20 protein-coding genes are annotated in these 21,748 nt (G+C 38.7%); 14 read left to right on the plus strand and 6 right to left on the minus strand.

All coding sequences use genetic code 11. The features are described from left to right. The 7 genes from K2N75_RS02185 to K2N75_RS02215 all read left to right on the plus strand — a co-directional run. Window positions 1-525: hypothetical protein (locus tag K2N75_RS02185; RefSeq protein WP_297680473.1), on the plus strand; the 525-nt coding region annotated here is incomplete at its 5' end. Next, window positions 525-1,259: a phage Gp37/Gp68 family protein gene (locus K2N75_RS02190; RefSeq protein WP_297680475.1), complete on the plus strand. Its 735-nt coding sequence runs from the start codon at window positions 525-527 to the stop codon at window positions 1,257-1,259. The genes K2N75_RS02185 and K2N75_RS02190, both read left to right, overlap by 1 nt. Before the next feature lie 61 nt (window positions 1,260-1,320). Then, window positions 1,321-2,739 carry a cysteine--tRNA ligase gene (gene cysS, locus K2N75_RS02195; protein WP_297680477.1) on the plus strand — a complete coding sequence of 473 codons (1,419 nt, stop codon included), beginning with the start codon at window positions 1,321-1,323 and terminating at the stop codon, window positions 2,737-2,739. 33 nt (window positions 2,740-2,772) lie between these two features. After that, window positions 2,773-3,555 carry a sulfite exporter TauE/SafE family protein gene (locus tag K2N75_RS02200; protein WP_297680479.1) on the plus strand — a complete coding sequence of 261 codons (783 nt, stop codon included), beginning with the start codon at window positions 2,773-2,775 and terminating at the stop codon, window positions 3,553-3,555. Window positions 3,556-3,714: 159 nt separating this feature from the next. Further along, window positions 3,715-4,767, plus strand: coding sequence for a hypothetical protein (locus tag K2N75_RS02205; protein WP_297680481.1), 1,053 nt, complete (start codon window positions 3,715-3,717; stop codon window positions 4,765-4,767). Beyond that, window positions 4,764-5,285 carry a hypothetical protein gene (locus tag K2N75_RS02210; protein ID WP_297680482.1) on the plus strand — a complete coding sequence of 174 codons (522 nt, stop codon included), beginning with the start codon at window positions 4,764-4,766 and terminating at the stop codon, window positions 5,283-5,285. The genes K2N75_RS02205 and K2N75_RS02210 overlap by 4 nt, the downstream gene beginning before the upstream one ends. Before the next feature lie 74 nt (window positions 5,286-5,359). Further along, window positions 5,360-5,815, plus strand: a complete 456-nt coding sequence (locus K2N75_RS02215) for a hypothetical protein (protein WP_297680506.1) — start codon at window positions 5,360-5,362, stop codon at window positions 5,813-5,815. 13 nt (window positions 5,816-5,828) lie between these two features. On the opposite strand, the gene K2N75_RS02220 is transcribed toward K2N75_RS02215, so the two are convergent. Next, window positions 5,829-6,353 (minus strand): phospholipase D-like domain-containing protein, encoded by a 525-nt coding sequence (locus K2N75_RS02220; RefSeq protein WP_297680483.1) that lies wholly within the window; start codon window positions 6,351-6,353, stop codon window positions 5,829-5,831. 91 nt (window positions 6,354-6,444) lie between these two features. On the opposite strand from K2N75_RS02220, the gene K2N75_RS02225 reads away from it, so the two are divergent. The 5 genes from K2N75_RS02225 to K2N75_RS02245 all read left to right on the plus strand — a co-directional run bounded on the left by K2N75_RS02225 (window position 6,445) and on the right by K2N75_RS02245 (window position 13,225). Next, complete coding sequence (locus tag K2N75_RS02225; protein WP_297680484.1) at window positions 6,445-8,277, plus strand: hypothetical protein; 1,833 nt, start codon at window positions 6,445-6,447, stop codon at window positions 8,275-8,277. A 5-nt stretch (window positions 8,278-8,282) separates the two neighbouring features. Beyond that, window positions 8,283-8,897 (plus strand): guanylate kinase, encoded by a 615-nt coding sequence (gene gmk, locus K2N75_RS02230; RefSeq protein ID WP_297680485.1) that lies wholly within the window; start codon window positions 8,283-8,285, stop codon window positions 8,895-8,897. A 75-nt stretch (window positions 8,898-8,972) separates the two neighbouring features. Beyond that, a complete protein-coding gene (carB, locus tag K2N75_RS02235; protein WP_297680486.1) occupies window positions 8,973-12,233 on the plus strand; it encodes a carbamoyl-phosphate synthase large subunit in 3,261 nt (1,086 codons plus the stop codon). Between the two features lie 28 nt (window positions 12,234-12,261). Continuing rightward, window positions 12,262-12,765: a hypothetical protein gene (locus tag K2N75_RS02240; RefSeq protein WP_297680488.1), complete on the plus strand. Its 504-nt coding sequence runs from the start codon at window positions 12,262-12,264 to the stop codon at window positions 12,763-12,765. 4 nt (window positions 12,766-12,769) lie between these two features. After that, on the plus strand, window positions 12,770-13,225 hold the full coding sequence (locus tag K2N75_RS02245) for a hypothetical protein (protein WP_297680490.1): 456 nt from the start codon (window positions 12,770-12,772) through the stop codon (window positions 13,223-13,225). Here K2N75_RS02245 and metA read toward each other — a convergent pair. From metA to K2N75_RS02260, 3 genes are all read right to left on the minus strand, one after another. Beyond that, window positions 13,212-14,099, minus strand: a complete 888-nt coding sequence (gene metA / locus K2N75_RS02250) for a homoserine O-succinyltransferase (RefSeq protein ID WP_297680492.1) — start codon at window positions 14,097-14,099, stop codon at window positions 13,212-13,214. The genes K2N75_RS02245 and metA overlap by 14 nt on opposite strands. Window positions 14,100-14,107: 8 nt before the next feature. Continuing rightward, window positions 14,108-15,406, minus strand: coding sequence for an aminotransferase class I/II-fold pyridoxal phosphate-dependent enzyme (locus tag K2N75_RS02255; RefSeq protein ID WP_297680494.1), 1,299 nt, complete (start codon window positions 15,404-15,406; stop codon window positions 14,108-14,110). Between the two features lie 250 nt (window positions 15,407-15,656). Next, complete coding sequence (locus K2N75_RS02260) at window positions 15,657-15,920, minus strand: hypothetical protein (RefSeq protein WP_300119884.1); 264 nt, start codon at window positions 15,918-15,920, stop codon at window positions 15,657-15,659. 27 nt (window positions 15,921-15,947) lie between these two features. Between K2N75_RS02260 and flgE the strand changes: the two genes are divergently transcribed. Together flgE and K2N75_RS02270 are read left to right on the plus strand one after the other, a co-directional pair. Beyond that, a complete protein-coding gene (flgE, locus tag K2N75_RS02265; protein ID WP_297680498.1) occupies window positions 15,948-18,209 on the plus strand; it encodes a flagellar hook protein FlgE in 2,262 nt (753 codons plus the stop codon). A 238-nt stretch (window positions 18,210-18,447) separates the two neighbouring features. Further along, complete coding sequence (locus tag K2N75_RS02270; protein ID WP_297680500.1) at window positions 18,448-20,505, plus strand: Cache 3/Cache 2 fusion domain-containing protein; 2,058 nt, start codon at window positions 18,448-18,450, stop codon at window positions 20,503-20,505. Window positions 20,506-20,507: 2 nt separating this feature from the next. Here the strand turns inward: K2N75_RS02270 and K2N75_RS02275 are convergent, their stop codons facing one another. After that, the gene (locus K2N75_RS02275; RefSeq protein WP_297680502.1) at window positions 20,508-20,633 is read right to left on the minus strand and encodes a hypothetical protein; all 126 of its coding nucleotides are present in this window, start codon (window positions 20,631-20,633) and stop codon (window positions 20,508-20,510) included. Between the two features lie 317 nt (window positions 20,634-20,950). Then, window positions 20,951-21,670 carry an XRE family transcriptional regulator gene (locus K2N75_RS02280; protein WP_297680504.1) on the minus strand — a complete coding sequence of 240 codons (720 nt, stop codon included), beginning with the start codon at window positions 21,668-21,670 and terminating at the stop codon, window positions 20,951-20,953. Between the last annotated feature and the right edge of the window lie 78 nt (window positions 21,671-21,748).

A 21,748-nucleotide genomic window follows, 5' to 3' on the forward strand; every position in this document is an offset into this window, starting at 1 on the left:
TTATTAGATTCCATTATCAAAAAAATTAATCCCCATTTTTACACACCATTTTTTGTTAAAGGTGAGAACACACACAGGGCTTATTGGTTATTACATTTTAGCAACCACCCCATAGCAAGAAACGAGATGGTAAAACTTCACTATGAAAATCATAATGCTTTTATCCACTATGGAGGTGAAGGGCTTGATATGTTCGGATATTCAAGTAAAGATAAAAAGACGCTAAATCTATTTTTGTTTGCAGAATCAGACAAACAAAAAAGTTTAAAATCTATACAAAGACAAATTCAGGAAAAGATTACACAATATAATAATAAGACTTTTGGAGATTTTATTAAAAATGAAATTAACGATACGCCAGCAACAATAGAAGTCATACAAGATTCTTTAAGAGAAGTCTTATACAATAAAGAAATTGAAGTAATTGATACCAAGAAAAATAAGAAAATTAGAAACTGCAAGGATATAAAATTAGAAAATCTAATAAGGATTCCAAAGATACGACAAGGGAGGTTTAATTTTTAATGAAACCCACCAAAATTGAATGGACGCAGGCTGTTTGGAATCCTACTATTGGTTGCGATAAGGTAAGTGATGGTTGTAAGAATTGCTATGCAGAAGTGATGGCAAAGAGACTACAAGCTATGGGGAACAAAGATTATAAAGATGGCTTTAAATTTAAAATGCTTAAACATCGTCTCGATGAGCCATTAAAAAATAAAAAACCTACGCTTTATTTTGTTAATTCTATGAGTGATTTGTTTCACGAAAAAATGGAAGTTGCATTTTTAGATGAAATTATGCAAATTATTTGGCAAACTCCACACCATCAATATCAGATTCTCACAAAACGCCCTCAGCAAATGAGAAATTATTTTTTGGATAAAAAGATACCAGATAATATATGGCTTGGCGTTACAATTGAGTCAGCACAAGTCAAAAAAAGGGTAAATTTTATAAGAGATTTACCTGCAAAAATTAAGTGGATTTCTTGTGAGCCTCTATTAAATGATTTAGGGCGGATTGATTTAGGGGGGATTGATTGGGTAATTGTTGGGGGAGAGAGTGGTTTTAATGCAAGATTAATGCGTGAAATTTGGGTTTTGAATATTAAAAAACAATGCGAAGAACAAAATGTTGCTTTTTTCTTTAAGCAGTGGGGGGCTTGGGGTGCTGATGGAATGAGGAGAAATAAAAAAGATAACGGTGCTTTGCTCGGTGGCAAATTTTATAGAGAATATCCAAAATTAAGCATTTAATATCGTATTAATCCCCTCCATTTTCTGCTATACTTTCCCCTAAAATTCATAAGGGAAAGTGATGATTAGGATTTATGATAGCAAATTAAAAGAAAAAGTTGAATTTAAGCCTATTAGTCCAAAAGAAGTGCGTATGTATGTGTGCGGTCCGACGGTGTATGACGATTCGCATTTAGGGCACGCAAGAAGCGCGATTGTGTTTGATTTGTGGCGCAAACTCTTGCGTGAGCGGGGCTACCAAGTGATTTTTGCCAAAAATTTTACCGATATTGATGACAAAATCATCAACAAATCCTTACAAACAGGCTTAAGCGTAGAGGAAATTACGCAGACTTACACGCAAAAATATTTAGACGAAATGGAATCTCTAGGTGTGGAGCGCGCCGATATTGAGCCAAAGGCTACACAGAGTTTGCCAAGCATTTGCGCGATGATTCAAACGCTACTAGATAAAGGCTTTGCTTATCAAACGCCCAATGGAGATATTTATTTGTCTGTGGATAAAGACACAGATTATGGGAGCTTGAGCGGTAGAATCGCCGATGAGGAATCCAAAAGCAGAATCCAAAATAGCGAACAAAAACACGACGCAAAGGATTTTGCGCTTTGGAAAAGCTACAAAGGCGTAGGTGATGTGGGCTATGATTCGCCTTTTGGCAAGGGGCGTCCGGGCTGGCACATTGAGTGTAGCGCAATGATTCAAGAACATTTGGCAACAGAGGGCAAATACGCAATTGACATTCACGGGGGCGGAGCGGATTTGCTGTTTCCTCACCACGAAAATGAGGTTTGTCAGACGCGTTGTGCGCAGGGGCAGAATCTCGCAAAATATTGGATACACAACGGCTTTGTAACGATTAATGGTGAAAAAATGGCAAAGTCGCTTGGGAACAGCTTTTTTATCAAAGATGCTTTGGCAAATTACGATGGAGAGATTCTGCGATTCTATCTTTTAAGCACACATTATCGTGCGGGGTTAAATTTCTCCGAAGAGGATTTGCTCGCAAGCAAGAAGCGGCTAGATAGAATCTATCGGCTTAAAAAACGATTGGCGCAAACCCAAATCAAAAACCCACAAAATGCAGAATCTCAAAACGAGAAAAACGCTTTTAGCGAGGCGTTTTTAGAGGCTTTAAGCGATGACTTAAATATTTCCAAAGCCCTAAGCATTGTAGAGGAACTTATCGCAAACGCAAACGAAATGCTAGACAACAAGCAAAAGGATAAGATTCCACAAATTGCGGCAAATCTTGCTTTGGTTGCAAGAATTTTGGGCGTGGGCTTGAAGGATTCTTTTGAATACTTTAAACTTGGTGTGAGCGAAGCAAGACGCGTAGAGATTGAAGCACTCATCGCAAAAAGAACGGAATACAAAAAGGCAAAGGATTTTGCAAATGCGGATAAAATCCGAGAGGATTTGCGCGTGAGCGGAATTGAGATTATGGATACTCCTCAAGGCTGCGAGTGGGAAAAAGTGTAATTTTAAGATTCTACTGCTTTTGTAAGGAAAAATATGGAAAATTTAGATTTCATCAGTCTTTTTGGTATTGCACTTTTGGGAGGCTTTGGACACTGCATTGGAATGTGTGGCGGAATCGTGCTTGCCTTTAGCGGAAAGTTGGCAAATCAAAGTATAAGCAAAGCGCGTATTGTGGGATTCCACTTCCTTTATAATCTCGGACGCATTAGCACTTATGTGCTGCTTGGTGCGTTGGTTGGCGGGCTTGGAAGTATGTTTAGTCTCAATGGCACTTTGCGTGGCTTGCTCTTTTTGATTGCAGGTGTTTTGATGATTCTTGCGGGGTTTTCACTCTTTGGCAAGTTAAAATTCTTAACACTTTTAGAACATTCGCTCCAAAATTCTCAATGGTATCAAACGCGATTCCAAAGGGCTTTGAATCTTGAAAGTGCTTGGAGTCTCTATATCTTAGGAATCCTTAATGGTTTGCTTCCCTGTGGTTTTGTTTATGCGTTTCTTTTCAGTGCGGCTGGTTCTGCGAGCATAGTTAAGGGTGCATTGGTGATGTTGGTGTTTGGAATCGCGACAATTGTGCCTTTGTTGCTCTTTGGGCTTTTGGCAAATACGATTCTATATAAGCCCTTTGTGCGCAAACTTGCGATGAATCTTGCCGCCATTGCGATTGTTATTTTTGGTGCATTGATGGTTGAAAAAGGCATTAAGTTTTTGCAAAATCCTACAATGGCTCACAAGGCGCATAAAATGCAAGATTCTAATGCTTCTATGCCCACACAAGATTCTATGCACAAGATAGAATCGCATTTGCCTGCACATTAGGAATCCTAAAGTTAGATTCTGAAAAATAAATTCAAACGCAAATTTTTTGGAATCTTGCGCAATATTTTATGAAAAAATTATATTTTTTGGCTTTTAAAGGCTATTTTTTAAGCCAAAATTGCATACTATTAGCAATGCGAGTTTAAGTTTGGAGTGATGATGAATTTAATAAAAACAATTCGCCCTTTTTTTGCCACCGTGATTGCTGGCATTGAAGTGGATCACAAATTATGCAGTGTTGTGGTGAATTTCTACCGCAGAGGGCAGCTTCAGCAAACTCAAACAAAAGAGTTTAAAACAAATCCCGGTGAGTTACCTATTCAAGCGGTGCGTTATATTAAAAAAATTCGCGCTAAAAATCCTTTTACTTATGTTTCCACGCTTTCTTTGTCTATTACGCAAGGCGTGATTAATTCCGATAAAGAAAGTGAGTTTGAAAAACACGGCGTGAATTGTAACGAAGTTGTCTATAAGCGATTTGACAATAATTGGTCGGTTTATGTCCCTAATCAAGGAATCGCAGAGACAAAAAAACGTTTTTTAAAGCTTGGCGCGGATTTTGTGATTTCTCCTTTTATGATTCTGTATCGTTTGGCAAAAGATACTTTCCAAGATTCTTGCAAACTCTATGTATTGTTTCAACGTTCTAATATGACTTTGATTGTTACCAAGCAAGATGCAGGAGTTTTGTTTGGTGGTTATTATGTTTTAGAAAGTGAGATTGATTTGGGATTATCTGTTGTTAAGCATTCTTTGAGTGAGGACGAAGAGGATATACAAAAAACAGATATTGAATCGGATTTGCAAAATGAATTGAGCAATATTGAAAATGTGGTGGATTTGGACAGCGAAAGTAGTGATGACGATGAACTTATCAAAGTCTTGAAAAATGACGATAGTGAGGACGATTTAAACGAAAGTGGTGAGGATTCCCACAAAGGCAATGATTTAGATGATTTTTCACGCATTAATACAGCAGCAAAATTTATTCAATCTGCTTTGGGTGAATTTTATAGTAATACGCTTTATAACAGCGAGTTTATCAATGAAATTGTGATTTTCAATCCTCACGATATTGCACAAGAAACACTCCAACAAATCCAACAAATCACAATGCTAGAGGTGCAAGTGCTTTCTTGTGATATTGCTAAAGAATTAGCAAATCTTGGCTATGAATCCTATAAGTTTTTTGAATCAAAAGGGCAAGTATGAATTATAGTTTCACGCAACCGGGCAAAAAAACAATTCTTAAGAAAGTTTCGCGCATTTGGTGGGGCTATATTTTCTTGACACTTTTTATTTTTGCAGGTTTTGTTGCAATGTTAAAAGTGCAAGGATACTTTATGCAGCAAAATGAAAAAGCCGCCATAGAAATGCAACAACGAATGCTCAAGGAAATCAAAGAATACCAAGAAATGATGATTATAGAAGAAGAGAAAGTGCAATTTGAAGCTTATATTGCTAGTCAAAATAATATGCTAAAAGATAGCGTGGAGAATCTCTTTGATTTGATTCCCGAACAAATCACATTGAATAAAATCCAAATGGAGCAATATCAATTAACGCTTTATGGGACAACCCCTTCTAAGCAGATTTATACCTTTTTGTTAGAAGTGCCTTTGCGCTCAATCTTTCATCAAAGTCGCGCGGATTTCTATATGCTACCAAATGGTTGGTATAATTTCGTTTCCATTAGTAAATTAAATCAACAAGAGGAAGCGCAGCCGTGAGAGCATTTTTTGCACAGATTGATTGGATTCGTAATACTTTCTTTTTTGTTTTTTATTTTTTTATGGTTATTGGGGTGTTTTTGGCTGTAGTAAAACCTCAATTAGATATTTTTCGTAAGACCAATGCACAATATCGCAAGGAGCTTTATGTGCAAGAGCAGATAGAATCTCAACGCAATGCAGAAAGACAAAAACTTATCAATTATCAAAATCAAAATGCACATATATTAGAAGATTTTGAACACAGAATCACACAAAAAGAAATTGAGGAGAAGTTAAGAATTATCTTTGAAAACGCCGGTGTAGTTGCAGATGGTGCGCCTAGTTTAGAGGGAAAATACTTCAAGCAACGTTTTGTAATTAGCGGACGTTTGCAAAATATTAACAAACTCAAAGAATCTTTGAAAATGACACGAGCCTTACCCGGAATCGTGCGCTTTAGCTTTCCGATTCTTATTGAAAGAGAGGGCGCGGAATTAGTCTTTTCTTTTCGTTTGGACGCGTATTTTTTAAATATGGATTCCAAATAGTCTTTGGAGATTCCTAATATTTTTTACACTCCAAAAACATTCCCTCAAAAGCATTTTTAGCTTTCGCAATAGAATCTTTATCCTGTGTGATGAAAAGCGTTTCATAGTTTGTCTCAAAAGCACTTTTAGACCAATTTGCAGAACCTAAAATCAGAGAATTTTCATCACTGATTGCCATTTTCATATGCATTAATCCATAAAATTTGCGATTATAAGAGAGTTTTCCCTCTAGCAAGCAAGTTTCAATATTTTTGAGTTTTGCAAGATAGCCAATGGTGGATTTGTTGGCGTCTTGATTGCTTTTTTTGTCATAAATGATTCGCACTTTTACACCTTTTTTGGCAATGTCGCGGATTGCTTTGCTGATTTCGCGATTTGTGAAGCTATAAATCGCAACATCTAGTGTGTTTTGAGAGTTTTGAATCGTAGAAATCAATGCTTGGAGGGCTTTATCTTGTTCTTGGGGCATAAAGTAGAGAGAATCCGCCCAAGAAAAGCTAATAAAAACCCCAATCGTTGCTAAAACTTGTTTAAACATTAAAAGTTCCTTGTAAAATTAAGATACAAATTGTTAAAATTTTACCAACTCTTTGTTTAAAAAGACGAAACAAAGCAAATAGGGAGCATTTATGAAACTATACCTTATTAACAAGAATCCCATTATTAGCAAACTTGTAGCACTAAGTGTATCTAAGCTTGGCGTGGAAATGGAAGAATCTCCAGAGATTGATTTAACGCTTGGTGCAGAAATTGTTTTGATAGATGACGAATGTTTTGAACAAGAATTATTTGACTCTTACAAATCGGCAAATCCAGAAGCAAAATTCGGCTTATTTTATGCTAAATCCACAGAACGTTTAGAGGGCTTCAATGAGTATATTCAAAAGCCTTTTTTGCCCACAGACCTTGTAAAAACCTTGAGCAAGGTTTCCGGGATTACCCCAATTGATAATCAGCAAGTTCATCAAAAGGGAGATTCTGATGATTTAGAGATGGACGATGCGGAATCTTTGGATAATTTAGATGATGAATTAGACCTTTCAGGTTTTGATGATTTACAATTAGACGATGAGGAGTCAAATGCAGAATCTAGCGATGGAGAGGAGCAGTTAGATTTCGGTGCAGACGATGCAATGGAAGAGGGCATAGAAGAGGCAGGAGAAGATGCAAATGTTCCATTGGATTTTGGCGCAGAGGAGGGGATAGAGGAAGCCACGACAGAGGATGGGGACGCGCAGTTAGATTTCGGTGCAGACGATTCTGAAGAAGAATCCGCGGATTTAAATGTCCTAGACAAAGGCGATGTGGAGGAAATTAAGGATTTACTCTCAAATGAGGAGGCTTTGCCTGAACCAGCAGAGGCTTCATCGGATTTGGGCGAGGAAATGGATTTGGGCAGTGATTCTAGTGCAAGTGAGGATTTGGACTTTGGCGATTTGCAAGCAGAGCTTGATAATATTGAAGTTGCAGAGGATTCTAAAGAGGAATCTTTGGAATCTCAAGGCGAGGATTTTGATGTGCAGCTAGAAGGCTTAGGCGGCGATGATATTAAGGGTAATAGCGCGGATTTCGCAGAAACAGGCGGAGAGGGAGAAGCAGATTTAGACTTGGATTTGGATTTTGGTAACGAAACAAAAGAAGCAGAAAGCCTAGAAAATGCGGAATCGGATTTATTAGCAGACGCGGATTTAGAGTTGCCTGCACTTGATGAGGAAATAGGCGAGGAAAAAGCGGCAGAGACAACAGAGGAAATGGAGCAAGATAAGGGCGAGGAAAGTGCGGATTCTAGTGCCTCTGAATTGGATATAGGAGAATTGGGAGATTTGGAATCTAGCTCCAATGATGTATCCGATTCCGACTTGGGAGACTTGGATTTATCTACGGATTCAGCGGATTCATTGACTGATTTAACTGCGGAAGCTTCGGAATCCACAGAAGATGATTTGGGTGATTTAGCGGATTTAGGTGATTTAAATTTAGAATCCCAAGAGGAAACGCAAGAGGAATTAGAGAAAGAATCTCAAGAATTACTAGACCTTGATATGGGGGCAGAATCTGAAATGGCGCAAGCCGATGAAGTGGAATCAGAGAATGCGGAGGATTCCATAACAGAGGATTTAAGCGAGAATTTGGAAGTGGATTTGACAGGAGATTTAGACTTGCCTTTAGAGGAGGAATCAAAGGAGGAACCCGTGGCATTGGAGGGCTTAGATGAGTTTGATAGCTTAAGTGCAGAGGGAATGAGCGAAGCCTTAGGAGAACCTATTGCAAAAGCCCCAAATCCCGCTCCAATCGTGCCAAACGCAAGTGTGGCAGAGGATTCCGCATTGCCAAGCAATATTCAAGCCAATTCGCTAGAGTCTCTCATTGGTGCATTGCAAGCCTTGCAGTCCCAAAATTTAAAAGATTTGTTAAGTGGTGCGTCCATTAGTATTAATATTCAATTTCCCAAAAAAGACTAAATGCTATGAAATACAAAGGAGCAATTCTCATTCTTTCTGGTCCTAGTGGGGCGGGGAAAAGCTCATTATATAAGGTTTTAGCACAAGAGTTTCCTAACCATTATTTTTCTATTTCCTCTACTACGCGCAAGAAACGCGAGGGCGAAATAGAGGGCGTGCATTATTATTTTATTGAAAAAGACGCCTTTGAAAATGGAATCCAAAAGGGAGAATTTTTGGAGTGGGCGCAAGTGCATGGGAATTATTATGGCACTTCTAAAATGCAAGTTTTAAAGGCATTACAAGAGGATAAGCTTGTAATTTTTGATATTGATGTGCAAGGACAAGCGAATCTTAAAAAAATTTTTCCAAATCAAACGACAAGCATTTTTATCACAACACCGAGTAAAAGCATTTTAAAAGAGCGTTTGAGCGGGCGCGGAAGCGATAGTGCAGAGGTGATTCAAAAGCGATTAGAAAATGCGCTAGACGAAGTAAAGAATCTACCGAGTTTTGATTATTTGATTATCAATGAGGATTTAGAGGAATCCGCCAAACAACTTGTTTGCATTGCAAGAAGCGCGTTTTGCAAGGCAAGTTTATATCAGCTCCAACCTTTTTTGCAAAATTGGAAAAAATAGAATTTTCCCTCAAATTTTTAAGTCATAAAACGCTAGAATTACGAAATTTTAACCCAAAATTGCAAGAAGGATTCTATGCCGAAACGAAATGACATTCAAACAATTCTATTGATTGGTTCAGGACCAATCGTCATTGGACAAGCGTGCGAGTTTGACTATTCAGGCACACAAGCTGCAAAAACACTTAAAGAGTTAGGTTATAAAGTCGTGCTGATTAACTCCAATCCAGCAACGATTATGACAGACCCAGAATTTGCAGATCGCACCTTTATTGAGCCAATCACTGAAGAGGTGGTTGCGGATATTATTAAAAAAGAAAAAGTAGATGCGATTTTGCCTACTATGGGCGGACAAACGGCACTGAATATCGCAATGAGTATGTTTGAAAAAGGAATGCTTCAAGGAGTGCAATTTCTTGGCGCAAAGCCCGAAGCGATTAAAAAAGGCGAGGATAGGCAGGCTTTTAAAGAGGCAATGCTAAAAATCGGTATGGATTTGCCAAAATCTCGTTATGCCTATACGCTTGAAGAGGCGTTAGACGCGGCAAGAGAAATTGGTTTCCCGCTTATTATTCGCGCAAGTTATACCTTAGCAGGCGGTGGAAGCGGTGTTGCTTATAATATTGACGAATTTAAAAATCTAGCACAAAATGGTTTAGAGATTAGTCCTATTGGCGAGATTTTGATTGAGGAATCCTTGTTGGGTTGGAAAGAATACGAAATGGAGGTGATTCGCGATAGAGCGGATAATTGCATTATTGTATGTAGCATTGAAAATTTAGACCCAATGGGAGTGCATACAGGGGATTCTATCACGATTGCTCCAGCATTGACGCTCACTGATAAGGAATATCAAAGAATGCGTGATGCTTCCTTTGCCATTTTACGTGAAATTGGTGTGGATACAGGCGGGAGCAATGTGCAATTTGCCATTAATCCTAGCAGTGGCAGAATGACCGTGATTGAAATGAATCCACGCGTTTCACGCTCCTCCGCGCTTGCTTCTAAGGCGACAGGTTATCCAATTGCCAAAGTCGCAACTTTGCTTGCAGTAGGTTTTACTTTAGACGAAATCAAAAACGACATCACAGGCACGCCCGCAAGCTTTGAACCTAGTATTGATTATATTGTAACAAAGATTCCTCGTTTTACCTTTGAAAAATTCCCACAAGCAGATTCTACCTTGACAACTTCTATGAAATCTATTGGTGAAGTTATGGCGATTGGCACGACTTTCAAAGAATCCTTGCAAAAAGCACTCAATAGCCTAGAAACAGGAATCTTTGGCTTTACGCCCAAAAGCAGTGATTTAAACGAAATTCAACACGAAGTGCGCCGCCCAAATGCTGAAAGATTGCTTTATATTGCCGACGCATTTCGTCGCGGAATCAGCGTAGAAGAAGTGCAAAAATGGTGCAAAATAGATTCCTATTTTCTCCATCAAATTGCAGAAATTATTGCGCTAGAGCAACAAATTTCTTTTGAAAGGCTCAACAATGCAGATTTCTTAAGAAAAGTCAAACAATATGGCTTTAGTGATAAAATGCTTGCCTTTTTGGTAAATAAAGCCGAATCGCTAGGATTGCGCGAAGAGGATATTTATGCTTTACGACAAAAGGCAAAGATTGCTTTAAGCTACAATGAAGTGGATACTTGCGCGGCAGAGTTTGCTACTCAAACCGCATATTTGTATTCTACGATTCCTTTTGAATGTGAGTTTATTCCAGAGATTCCACAAAGCAATAAGAAAAAAGTGCTCATTATCGGTGGAGGACCTAACCGCATTGGGCAAGGAATAGAGTTTGATTATGCTTGCGTGCATGCAAGTTTTGCTTTGCGCGATATGGGCATTCAAAGCATTATGTATAATTGTAATCCCGAGACTGTTAGCACAGATTATGATATCAGTGATGTGCTTTACTTTGAACCCATTACTTTTGAGCACGTGCGCAGTGTGATTGAGCGCGAAAAACCAGACGGAATTATCGTGCATTTTGGTGGGCAGACACCTTTGAAACTTGCTAAGAAGCTTACGACCATTGGTGCTAAAATCATCGGCACAAGCGCAAAAACCATTGACATTGCGGAGGATAGAGAAAAATTTGCAAAATTCGTAGAAGAAAATGGACTCATTCAGCCCAAGAATGGCACAGCTTATACGAAAGAGGAAGCAATTAATATCGCTCAAGACATAGGATTTCCTGTGCTTGTGCGCCCGAGCTATGTGCTAGGCGGACGTGCAATGCGGATTGTTTATAATATGAATGAATTGCAAGACTATATGAGTGAGGCGGTGAGCGTCAGCGAGGATAGCCCTGTGCTTATTGACAAATTTTTAAATAATGCCATTGAATTAGATGTAGATATTATTTGCGATGGCAAGGAAGTTTATATTGCAGGGATTATGCAGCACATTGAAGAGGCGGGAATCCATAGCGGCGATTCTGCCTGTTCGTTGCCCACGATTAGCTTATCAGAGGAGCGCATAAGAGAGGTGGAGGAAACAACTGCAAAGATTGCTAGAAATCTAGGAGTAGTAGGGCTAATGAATACGCAATACGCAATCTTTGAAAATATACTTTATCTTATTGAAGTCAATCCTCGCGCAAGTCGCACCGTGCCATTTGTAAGCAAAGCGACTGGGATTCCGCTTGCAAAGGTTGCCACCGATGTAATGGTGAATGGAGACTTGAAATCTGCACTCGCGCGTTATGATAAATTCCAAAAAACCGAGTTTAAAAATGGCTTATATAAACCCAAAACTCCTAAACATATCGCAGTCAAAGAATCTGTTTTTCCATTTAATAAGTTAAGTGGTGCGGTAATGGTGCTAGGACCAGAAATGCGCTCAACCGGTGAAGTTATGGGGATTAGCGAGAGTTTTGGGCTAAGTTTTGCCAAAAGTCAGTTGGCTTGCAAAAATTCACTTCCTACAAAAGGAAAAGTTTTTATTTCTCTTCGCAGTCTTGATAAGCCTCAAGCGGTTTCGCTTGCAAAAGATTTGCAGCATTTTAATTTTCATCTTTGTGCGACAAAAGGCACAGCAGAGATTCTAAAAAATGCTGGAATCGCTTGCGAGGAGGCATTAAAGATTAGCGAGGGGCGTCCAAATATTGGCGATATGCTTGCGAATGGGGAAATTGCTTTGGCAATTAATACAAGCGATGAAGCTTCAAGCAAGGACGACACAGATAAAATTCGCACGCAAGTTTTGCGTCATAATGTGCCTTATTTTACGACTATTGAAGCTGCACGCGTGGCGGTTTGTGCGATTAGTGAGTTAAAATCTCATAATCCAAATCTAACAAAAGCAATTCAGGATTATTTGGCACAATGATGCGTAAAATGCAAATAAGGTAAAGCCAATGGATTTTTTCACTGATTGTGAGGTTATGCCAATTTTTTTAGCTCAAAGCGATACGACAGCGGGGTTTTTGTGTGCTGATTTTGTGAAACTTAATGCGATTAAGGGGCGTTTGAAAAGTCAAAATACGCTTTTAACCTTAGATTCTTTTTGCAAGCTTAAAAATCTTGTGAGGATTCCCCAAAAATATAAAAATAGAGTGCGCAGGAGCGCGAAAAATACTTTTATTTATAGTGGCAAACACGCCTTATCAAGCAATGAGAATACAAAACTTGCGATTCGTGTCGTCAAACCGCATAGATTGCAAGAGGCTTCCCACGCGGATTTTTTGCGATTCTTTCCTTTTTTGTATTCTAGCTCTGCGAATGCACACCATCAAATGTTTCATTTGGATTTTGCGTTGCAAAAGGTGGATATGGTGGTTTTGGATAAACGAGGTTTAGCAGAATCTCAACCTTCCAAAATCTATAAAATCTCAAATTTTAATCTTAAATGTATTAGGTGAATGAATGAAAATTGTCTCTTCTGTGCTTGTAAGTTTTATGTTAGTTTTTTTGCTTTTTGCTGTTTTTTGGGCAACAATTTTTAGTGGGTATATTCAATACTATGGAATCAATGTATTTTTTAATCCATTTTTTTTCAATGTTTTTAATCCTTACGCCTTTGTTATTCTTGTTGCCATTTTTGGAATCGGTTTTGTGATTCCCTTTGTGGATAAAGTCTTTAAGTTTTTGTTTGTCGTCCTTTTGGGTTGTGTGATTTTGCTTTTTGTCCCAAGCTTTGGGCGCGCAATGGGGGAAATTTTTTTGGCAAAAGATTATACCTTGAGCATTCAAGGAGAAATGAAAAATATTCGCGGGCTTTATGAGGATAGGCATTATATTGTCTATTTAAGTGAGGATTCAGAGGATTTTGAAACGCGCAAGCGGAATCTCGTGTATTACGAGAAGCCTAATGCAGAATAAAAGGTGTGTCTTGATAGACGGCAAAGTTAAGCCAATTTGAAAACAGCACGCTTGCAGAGGAACGCCAAATAAATAAAGGATTGTTTGCATCATCATAATAATGAGAGGGCGGGGCAATCCTTAAGCCTTCATTTAAGTCGCGTTTGTATTCTAAATCCAAAGTTTCTTTGAAGTATTCGGGGTGTCCTAAAATAAAAAAGTCTTTTTCATCTTTGAGCGCGGCAATCCCGCTACACTTTCCCTCAAGCAGAATTTTAAGATTCTTATTTGCGCGCACCTGTGCTTCATTGATACCCGAATGTCGCGAATGTGGAATCTTGACAATTTCATCTAAGCCATTTAAGAGCAAGTCTTTTTCTACCCAATAATGGTCAAATATGCCAAAGAGTTTGGAACCTAGCGGGACTTTTTGGATTTCGTGGAAATAATGCAAACCCGCCATTGCGCCCCAGCAAAGATACAAAGTGCTTGTGCAATTTGTTTTTAAAAAATCCATTACGCGCGTAAATTCTTTCCAATATTTGACTTCCTCAAACTCCAAATGTTCAATCGGCGCGCCTGTAACAATCGCACCATCAAATTCGCGATTCTTAATCGTTTCAAAATCAACATAGAATCGCTCTAGGTGCGATTTTGGCGTGTTTTTGCCAATGTAGCTTGCAGTAGAGAGCAGGGTAATATTGACTTGCAAGGGAGAATTTGCAAGGAGCGAGAGAATCTGATTTTCTGTTTCTATTTTGGTAGGCATAAGGTTAAAAATCAACACTTCCAAAGCGCGAATATCTTGGGATTTCGCGCGATTGCAGCCCATAATGAACGCATTTTGTTTTAAAAGTGAAAAGGCTGGAATGTCCTCTGGAATGACTAATGGCATAAAACTCCTTATTTTTCTAATGCTTGTTTTAAATCCGCAATTAAATCTTGTGGGGATTCTAAACCAATGCTTAGACGAATCGTGCAAGGTGTAATCCCTGCGGATTTTAACTCCGCTTCGCTTAATTGTGAATGGGTTGTGGAAGCAGGGTGAATCACAAGGGATTTGGAATCCCCTATATTTGCGACAATTGCAAAGATTTCTAATGCGTTGCAAACTTTTTTGGCTTCCTCAAAGCTTCCTACTTCAAAGCTCAAAAGACCGCTTGCATTGGAATCTGTGAAGTATTTTTTCAACAAAGAATGGTAAGGATTGTTTTCTAAGCCGGGATAGAATACATTTTTGACTTTTGGGTGAGTTTGGAGGAATCGCGCCACTTCTAGTGCGTTTTGACTATGTTTTTTGATTCGCAATTCCAATGTTTCTAGCCCTTGTAGGATAATCCACGCATTTTGCGGAGAGAGTGTCGCGCCGATATTCCTTAGCCATTCGGTGATTAATCGGATTCCAAAGATTGGCAACGCACCTGCCAAGGAAGCATAAACAAGCCCGTGATAGCTTTCATCTGGAGTGTTAAAGGCGGGATAGCGGGGATTATTGACAAGCAAATCATTTAATCCTTTGCGCTCAATCACAGCCCCTCCTAGCGCGCTTCCTTGACCATTGACATATTTACTTAACGAATGCACTACGACATCTACGCCAAAGTCAAAGGGTTTGTGCAAAAATGCAGTGGCAACGGTGTTATCACAAATCGTAACGATTCCGTGTTTTTTGGCGATTTTAGCGATTTTCTCTACATCTGCGATAGAAATTTGCGGATTGGAGAGACTTTCAAAGAAAATGACTTTGGTTGTTTCATCAATTGCGCTTTCCAAAGTTCCCTCAATATCATCAATATCAAAGGCTTTGGAATGAATACCGAATCTCTTTAAAGTATGGACAATAAGAGTTTGTATGCCACCATAGATTTTGTTAGAATACACAATACTATCGCCATTTTGCGCAAGATTGGCAAGTGCGTAAAAAATAGCAGCAGTTCCGCTTGCAGCGACAACTCCAAATGCTCCACCCTCCACAGCAGCAAGGCGGTCGCCTAAGATTTTGTAAGTGGGATTTGTAAGTCGGGAGTAAATATTACCCAATTCTTGCAAGCCAAATCTTGCCGCTGCTTGCTCCAAAGTCTCAAAGCTATAAGCGGTGTTTTGGTAGATTGGCACGCTTAAGGTGCGCTGTGTATCGTAAGTGTAGCCCGCGTGTAATGCGAGTGTTTCTTGTGTGTAATTATTGTGCAATAAATTTGCCATTTTGTTTTCCTTTGTAAAAATTTCGTGGAATTATAGCATAAATTTTAAAAAATACAATATGTATTTATAAATTTTTAAACATTTCCTCTAAGATTCTATGCTATTGCTTTTTTTAAGTTCAACATTATAGATTGCCACGATTCCTTGAGGAATCTCGCAAGGAGGCATACCAACTTGTCCTTGCGAGGAACAAACAGAGTGAGAGACGAAGCAATCTAAAATTTTGCATACCTTATGCTTTGTTGCCTTGTCATTGCGAGCGAAGCAATCTATAATATGGAATCTCGCCTTTTAAGATTCCATTGTTTATTTTCTTTATACTTAGATTTGGATTGCCACGAGGCAAAGCCTCTCGCAATGACGAAGTGGCAGACGCTTGCTCATCAAAGAAATTGCTACAACTTCTACAAAGTCTCGCAATGACAGAAAACCCAAGCCCTCGCAATGATGAATCCAAAGCAAGAACACTAATTAAAAATAAAAAGTGGAACGAAAGTTGCTTTATTGCTTGCAAAATACTTTTTTAAATAAAGGATTGCAAATGTTACGTTCATTATGGTCAGGTGTAAGCGGTATGCAAGCGCATCAAGTCGCGCTTGATGTAGAGTCTAACAACATTGCCAATGTCAATACAAATGGTTTTAAATATTCTCGTGCAGATTTTTCTACAATGGTTAGTCAAACACGCCGTTCTGCTACGATTCCTTATGCAGGGTATGGTGGGGTGAATGATTATTCTGTAGGACTTGGAACATCAATTAATACAACAACAAAAGTTTTTTCACAAGGTTCTATGCAAAACACTGATAGGAAAGCAGACTTAGCTTTAAGCGGAAATGGTATGTTTGTCGTCAGCAACAATGCAGGATATAACAGAATGTATACGCGTGATGGCGCATTTTCTTTTGACGCGGTGGGAAATCTTGTAACCACAAGTGGTTTTATTGTGCAAGGTTGGTTGAGAGATTTGTCTAAGCTTAATTGTGCTTGCGGTAGTGGCGAGTTAAACCGCGTGGATTCCACAGGTCCAGTAAAAAACATTACGATTGACCCACGAATGACAATCCCGGCAAAAGCAACTGCCAATGTAACAGGAAATATCAACCTCACAAGTGGTAGAAAAACAGAGAACATCACTTGCCCAAGCCCGCTAGATAGCACAGCGGCAAACAATTATATCGCAGGTGGATTGGATAGAATCTATGACACCAACGACAAACAACTAGAAGTAGAGCAAGATATGGGAGTAATGTTTGATGCCAGCGGGGAAGCCTTAATGTTACAAGAGGGACAAGGGATTTGGGTAAGCTACCAAACTGCTACTTCCAAACGCATTATGCTAGACCCTAACCCTGCCGCAGGTCCTGTTACAACCACTGTTACTATTAATGGACAAACTATTACTTGGACAAATGACGCCACAATTTCTGGTTCTTCTCATCTTTTGGCTGCACAAGTTGCGATTAACAATGTCAAGGACAAAACAGGTGTGGAAGCCCTCACACAAAATGGAATGTTGATTTTGCAAAACCTTAATCAGCTAGATGGCGATGGCACAAACAAAAATATCCGCGCAAGTGGATTTGATAATGGAATCTTCCAGAATGGAGGTTTTGTTGATGCTCAAGGAGTCAATCCACAAAGTTGGGAAACCGTAACGACTGCGTTTAAATACATCTACACCACACAAACTGACGCGGATTCTGCCTCTGGACAATTCCGCACCACAGAGGATTTGCGTGCAGTAATCCAACAAGATGCAAACAAAGTCAAAGCGTTCGGTGGTGATTCTACTGCAGCTGCTGCTGGTGCTGCTGCAGGCTTTGGACAAAGCAATTATAGTGTGAGCGTGATTTTGAATAATTCAGGACAATTTGAAATCAACAATAAACAAGATGGATTAACCACAACAAACGATTGGGCAAATGGTGGTTCGGCTTATGATAATCTCAACATCTTTGTTTCTGGTTATAATGACACGCTCAATACCACAAATGTGCTTTTCAAACAAGTAATGAAAGGTATGAATACAGGTGTGCTAGTAGAAGGTGGAAATGTAACAAGCTCTGGTGGAATCCGAATGGCAACCTATGGGCAAACTGTGGAAATCTTTGATAGCTTGGGTAACAAACACGAGTTTCAGATTGAATTTACCAAAGTGCAAGGTAATCAATGGAATTGGCGTATCACAGTGCCAGAGCCAGCAGAACTACTAGGTGCAACTGCGCAGCGTCCAAATATCCTTGAAGGTGGAAATGTAACTTTTGGTGAGCAAGGCGAATTGTTAGGATTCAACCCCTCTACGATTCAGTTTAAACCAAACAATGGAGCGAAGTTTCCACAAGCCATTAACCTAGACTTTGGAACGGGCGGTGGATATGATGGACTTACAAGCACAGCCAAAGAATCTCAAGCCAATGAAGTGGGAGGTGATGGCTATGCTTCTGGTATGCTCAAAGATTTCTACTTTGATGGCACAGGAACAATGATTGGTGTCTTTGATAATGGACGCAACCTAGCCCTTGCACAAGTGGCAGTCGCGACATTTGCCAACTATGAGGGCTTGCAAGAATCTGGTAATAATCTTTATGCGGAATCTCCAAACTCTGGTAATGCGACAATCGGGACAGCAGGAACGGGTGGAAGAGCAAGCATTGAAGCTTCTAAGCTAGAGATGAGTAACACAGACTTGTCTAGAGGATTAACACAGCTTATCGTCGTGCAAAGAGGATTCCAAGCAAGCTCTAAATCTGTAACGACTTCTGACCAAATCTTAAACACTTTGCTCCAACTCAAACAATAATTCTCTCATAGGCTTCGCGCCTATGTGTTTTTATCTTTGCAATCTTTTGTTTTGTAAAGACGATTACTACTGCGTCCTTGCGAGCCAATGCCGAAGCAATCCAAGTGAAAGAATCTCGCAAGGACAAGATATAAGTTTCTTTTTTAATAACAAAAGCCCAAATTATATTTTAATTTTTATTATAAATATTTTAGATACAATTTAAATTCTAATTTAATAACAAAGGAAAGGAATTAAGATGTGGGACAAACTTTCTGTGGGGAAGAAATTTTCCTGTATTCAGTCGCTCATTGCGTTGATTATCACCATACCACTTGTATTATTTATCTCGCACACTATGAGCAAATTTTCTCAAGAACAAATGGCAGCACAAATAAGACAAACTGCTGCAATCGTAGAGGGTAACTTTCAAGTTGTTGCTGACCAAATTATTAGTGAAACCGATTCTACATTAAAACTTTTTGAAAATAATTTGACAACACTTTATGGAGAACAAGGGCGCAATAGTTATAGAATCGGGGAAACTATCAGAAATGGCAATTTGAATGTGCCAAGCTTCTATTATAATGGAATTAATCTTGTAGGCAATACGGAGCTAGTAGATAATTTTTCTAATTTAACCGGAGGTGTGGCAACAATTTTTGTCAAAGATGGGAATGATTTTGTTAGGATAGCAACTTCTTTGAAAGACCAGCAAGGTAATCGTATGATTAATACTACATTAGGAAGCTCTCACCCAGCTTATGCAGAAATGACAAAAAGCAATCCAAAGACTTTTTATGGCAAGGTGCATTTGGGCGGAAAGGACTATATGTCTGTTTATAAGCCGATTCTTGGTGCAGGCGGAGAGACTTTGGGGATTTTATTTATTGCTTATGATTTGACAAATTCTTATCAACTCATTACGCAAAAATTAAGTGGAATCCCTATTGGAAAAAATGGAAAAATCGTTATTTTTGATAAAACGCAGGATAAATTCATCTTTGGGCACGAGGGAAATCCAAGTAAATTCGCTCATCTTGCAAACATCAAACCAGAGACAGAAATTTTTTATCAGCATCAAAATAATGGTAAAGAATATTATGGTTATATAGATTATAATGCACAATTAAATGTTTGGATTTTGATTGAAGCATTAAAAAGTGATTTCACAGAAGCCAACGACAAGGTAAAGTTTATCGTAATTGCTGGAATTATTCTTTTATTTTTGGTCATCTTGTTTGCATCTTTTATGATTATTAAGTTTTCTTTGCTTAGTCGCGTCAATAGTATTTCTGTTTTACTCTTTGACTTCTTGAAATATCTTAACCACGAAACACCAAATCCTCCTGTACTTACAAAACCAAAGGCAGAAGATGAGATTGGAGCAATGCGAATTGCAATCAATCAAAATATCCAAAGAATCCAAAGAGGCTTGGCAGAGGACGAGCAGGCTGTGCGACAATCTATTGAGGTTGCAAAATCCATTGAGGAGGGGGATTTCACTGCTAGAATCGTAGAAAATCCTCACAATCCACAACTGATAGAATTAAAAAATGTATTAAATGCAATGCTAGATGTCTTGCAAAATAAAATCGGTAGCGATATGAATGAGATTTCACGCGTCTTTAAAGCTTATATTGCCTTGGATTTTACGACTGCTGTCGCCAATGCAAAAGGAAGCGTAGAAACAACGACAAATGCTTTGGGTGAGAGTATTAAAGAAATGCTACACACTTCATCAGGCTTTGCTAAGGAGCTAGAAGCAAGCGCAAAAGACTTAAATCAAGCGGTAAGAAACCTTACCGAAGGTTCGCATAATCAAGCGGCTGCATTGGGGCAATCCGCCGCGGCTGTGGAGGAAATCTCAAGTTCTATGCACAATGTCAGTGATAAAACTTCAGAGGTTACGAGACAGGCAGAGGATATTAAAAGTATCGTGAGTGTGATTAAAGACATTGCAGACCAAACCAACTTGCTTGCACTTAACGCCGCGATTGAAGCAGCAAGAGCTGGAGAACACGGAAGAGGATTTGCAGTTGTTGCTGATGAGGTAAGAAAGCTAGCAGAAAGAACAGGAAAATCACTCAATGAGATTGAAGCAAATGTGAATGTTCTTGTGCAAGGTATTAATGAAATGAGCGATTCTATTAAAGAACAAACATTAGGAATCGAACAGATTAATCAAGCAGTGGCGCAACTAGAAACTAGCAACTCGCAAAATGTAGAAATCGCAAACTATTCTCAAGATATTAGTAATACGGTAGATGAAATCGCAAATAAAATTTTTGATGATGTGAAAAAAAAGAAATTTTAGTTTTACATATCTTGCGCTTTACTCCCGCGTCCTTGCGGGGAAGCGAAGCGGACGAAACAAGCCACAATGCAGAATCTACCTTGCTTCGTCCTTGCGAGGCATAGCCGAAGCAATCCATAATCCCGCATACAGAAATCTTTACAATAGAATCTTTAAAGCAATCTATAATTACGCAAATTATAAGGGGGTATTTTATTTCAAAGTGTAAAATTTATAGAGTGAGTGGCTTGGAGCTTCGTTAAAATGGTAGTTTGCTCTTTAAAATACTTTGATTTAAAATGGAAAATTAAGAAAACTTTTTTCACAAAAAGGGCTATTTTTTCACAAAACATCACAAAATCAACCACAAAATGCCCTTAAAAAAGTAGCTCAAACCTCGTATTAAACGCTATTAAACACACTCACAAAATTCATCACAAAATTGCCATAAATTTAAGAGGCATTCTCAAAGTGAAGTCTTTTTAAAATACCCTACCACGCGCCCTATAATTTCAAAGTTTGAGCCGTCTAATTCTATTGGGTCGTAGGCTTTATTATCGCTAAGCAGCTTCAATTTTGGGAGTTTTTGGAGGCGTTTAACATAGAGTTCGTCCTCAATCCTAGCCACGCAAATTTCTCCCTCTTTTACATTGCCTTGTTGTATTACAAGATAGCAGTTTTCAGGCAAAGTAGGAAACATAGAATCTCCACTGCCTATAATAATGGAAAGATTTGCAAAAGAGATAATGCCGAAATATTGGCGTAAAAAGGATTTTGGGAAGTTTAGCTGCTCGGCTGTTTCTGCTTCATTATATGCCCCACTTCCTGCACTTGCTCTTACATCTTCATAGAAAGGGATAGAGACAAAATCATCGTTTAAGGTTTTGGGGGAGGAATTAGTGTGTGTGATATTGGTTTTAGATATTGAGGAACCCTTTTTTTGCATTGAGGAACTATATTGCGGAACTATTGCGGAACTATTGCGGAACAATTTTTCTCCATAATCAAAAAAATATTCTGGAGCAATATCGTATTCTTGGCTTATTTTTTGAATAAAATCAATGCTTGGTGAAGTGTTACCATATTCATAATTTTGCAATGTCCTCGCAGTAATACCAAAGCGTTCAGCAAAACTACTTTGAGACTCATTGCCTCTAATTTCACGAATTTTTTTGCATATTTGCATTTGTTTTTCCTTGACAATACGAAAAATTTTGCGTATAATTACATTACTTTTAAGGCATTTTATCATAAAAAAGATAAA

The sequence above is a fragment of the Helicobacter sp. genome (assembly GCF_029067145.1).
Classification (GTDB): Bacteria; Campylobacterota; Campylobacteria; order Campylobacterales; family Helicobacteraceae; genus Helicobacter_D.

Bases quoted from the DNA above. Each gene is read 5' to 3' on its own strand.
- K2N75_RS02225 (WP_297680484.1), top strand. From the start codon at position 6,445: ATGAAACTATACCTTATTAACAAGAATCCCATTATTAGCAAACTTGTA.
- K2N75_RS02220 (WP_297680483.1), bottom strand. From the start codon at position 6,353: ATGTTTAAACAAGTTTTAGCAACGATTGGGGTTTTTATTAGCTTTTCT.
- flgE (WP_297680498.1), top strand. From the start codon at position 15,948: ATGTTACGTTCATTATGGTCAGGTGTAAGCGGTATGCAAGCGCATCAA.
- K2N75_RS02240 (WP_297680488.1), top strand. From the start codon at position 12,262: ATGGATTTTTTCACTGATTGTGAGGTTATGCCAATTTTTTTAGCTCAA.
- carB (WP_297680486.1), top strand. From the start codon at position 8,973: ATGCCGAAACGAAATGACATTCAAACAATTCTATTGATTGGTTCAGGA.
- K2N75_RS02280 (WP_297680504.1), bottom strand. From the start codon at position 21,670: ATGCAAATATGCAAAAAAATTCGTGAAATTAGAGGCAATGAGTCTCAA.
- metA (WP_297680492.1), bottom strand. From the start codon at position 14,099: ATGCCATTAGTCATTCCAGAGGACATTCCAGCCTTTTCACTTTTAAAA.
- K2N75_RS02200 (WP_297680479.1), top strand. From the start codon at position 2,773: ATGGAAAATTTAGATTTCATCAGTCTTTTTGGTATTGCACTTTTGGGA.
- K2N75_RS02245 (WP_297680490.1), top strand. From the start codon at position 12,770: ATGAAAATTGTCTCTTCTGTGCTTGTAAGTTTTATGTTAGTTTTTTTG.
- K2N75_RS02190 (WP_297680475.1), top strand. From the start codon at position 525: ATGAAACCCACCAAAATTGAATGGACGCAGGCTGTTTGGAATCCTACT.
- K2N75_RS02210 (WP_297680482.1), top strand. From the start codon at position 4,764: ATGAATTATAGTTTCACGCAACCGGGCAAAAAAACAATTCTTAAGAAA.
- K2N75_RS02275 (WP_297680502.1), bottom strand. From the start codon at position 20,633: ATGCGGGATTATGGATTGCTTCGGCTATGCCTCGCAAGGACGAAGCAA.
- cysS (WP_297680477.1), top strand. From the start codon at position 1,321: ATGATTAGGATTTATGATAGCAAATTAAAAGAAAAAGTTGAATTTAAG.
- K2N75_RS02270 (WP_297680500.1), top strand. From the start codon at position 18,448: ATGTGGGACAAACTTTCTGTGGGGAAGAAATTTTCCTGTATTCAGTCG.
- K2N75_RS02205 (WP_297680481.1), top strand. From the start codon at position 3,715: ATGAATTTAATAAAAACAATTCGCCCTTTTTTTGCCACCGTGATTGCT.
- gmk (WP_297680485.1), top strand. From the start codon at position 8,283: ATGAAATACAAAGGAGCAATTCTCATTCTTTCTGGTCCTAGTGGGGCG.
- K2N75_RS02255 (WP_297680494.1), bottom strand. From the start codon at position 15,406: ATGGCAAATTTATTGCACAATAATTACACACAAGAAACACTCGCATTA.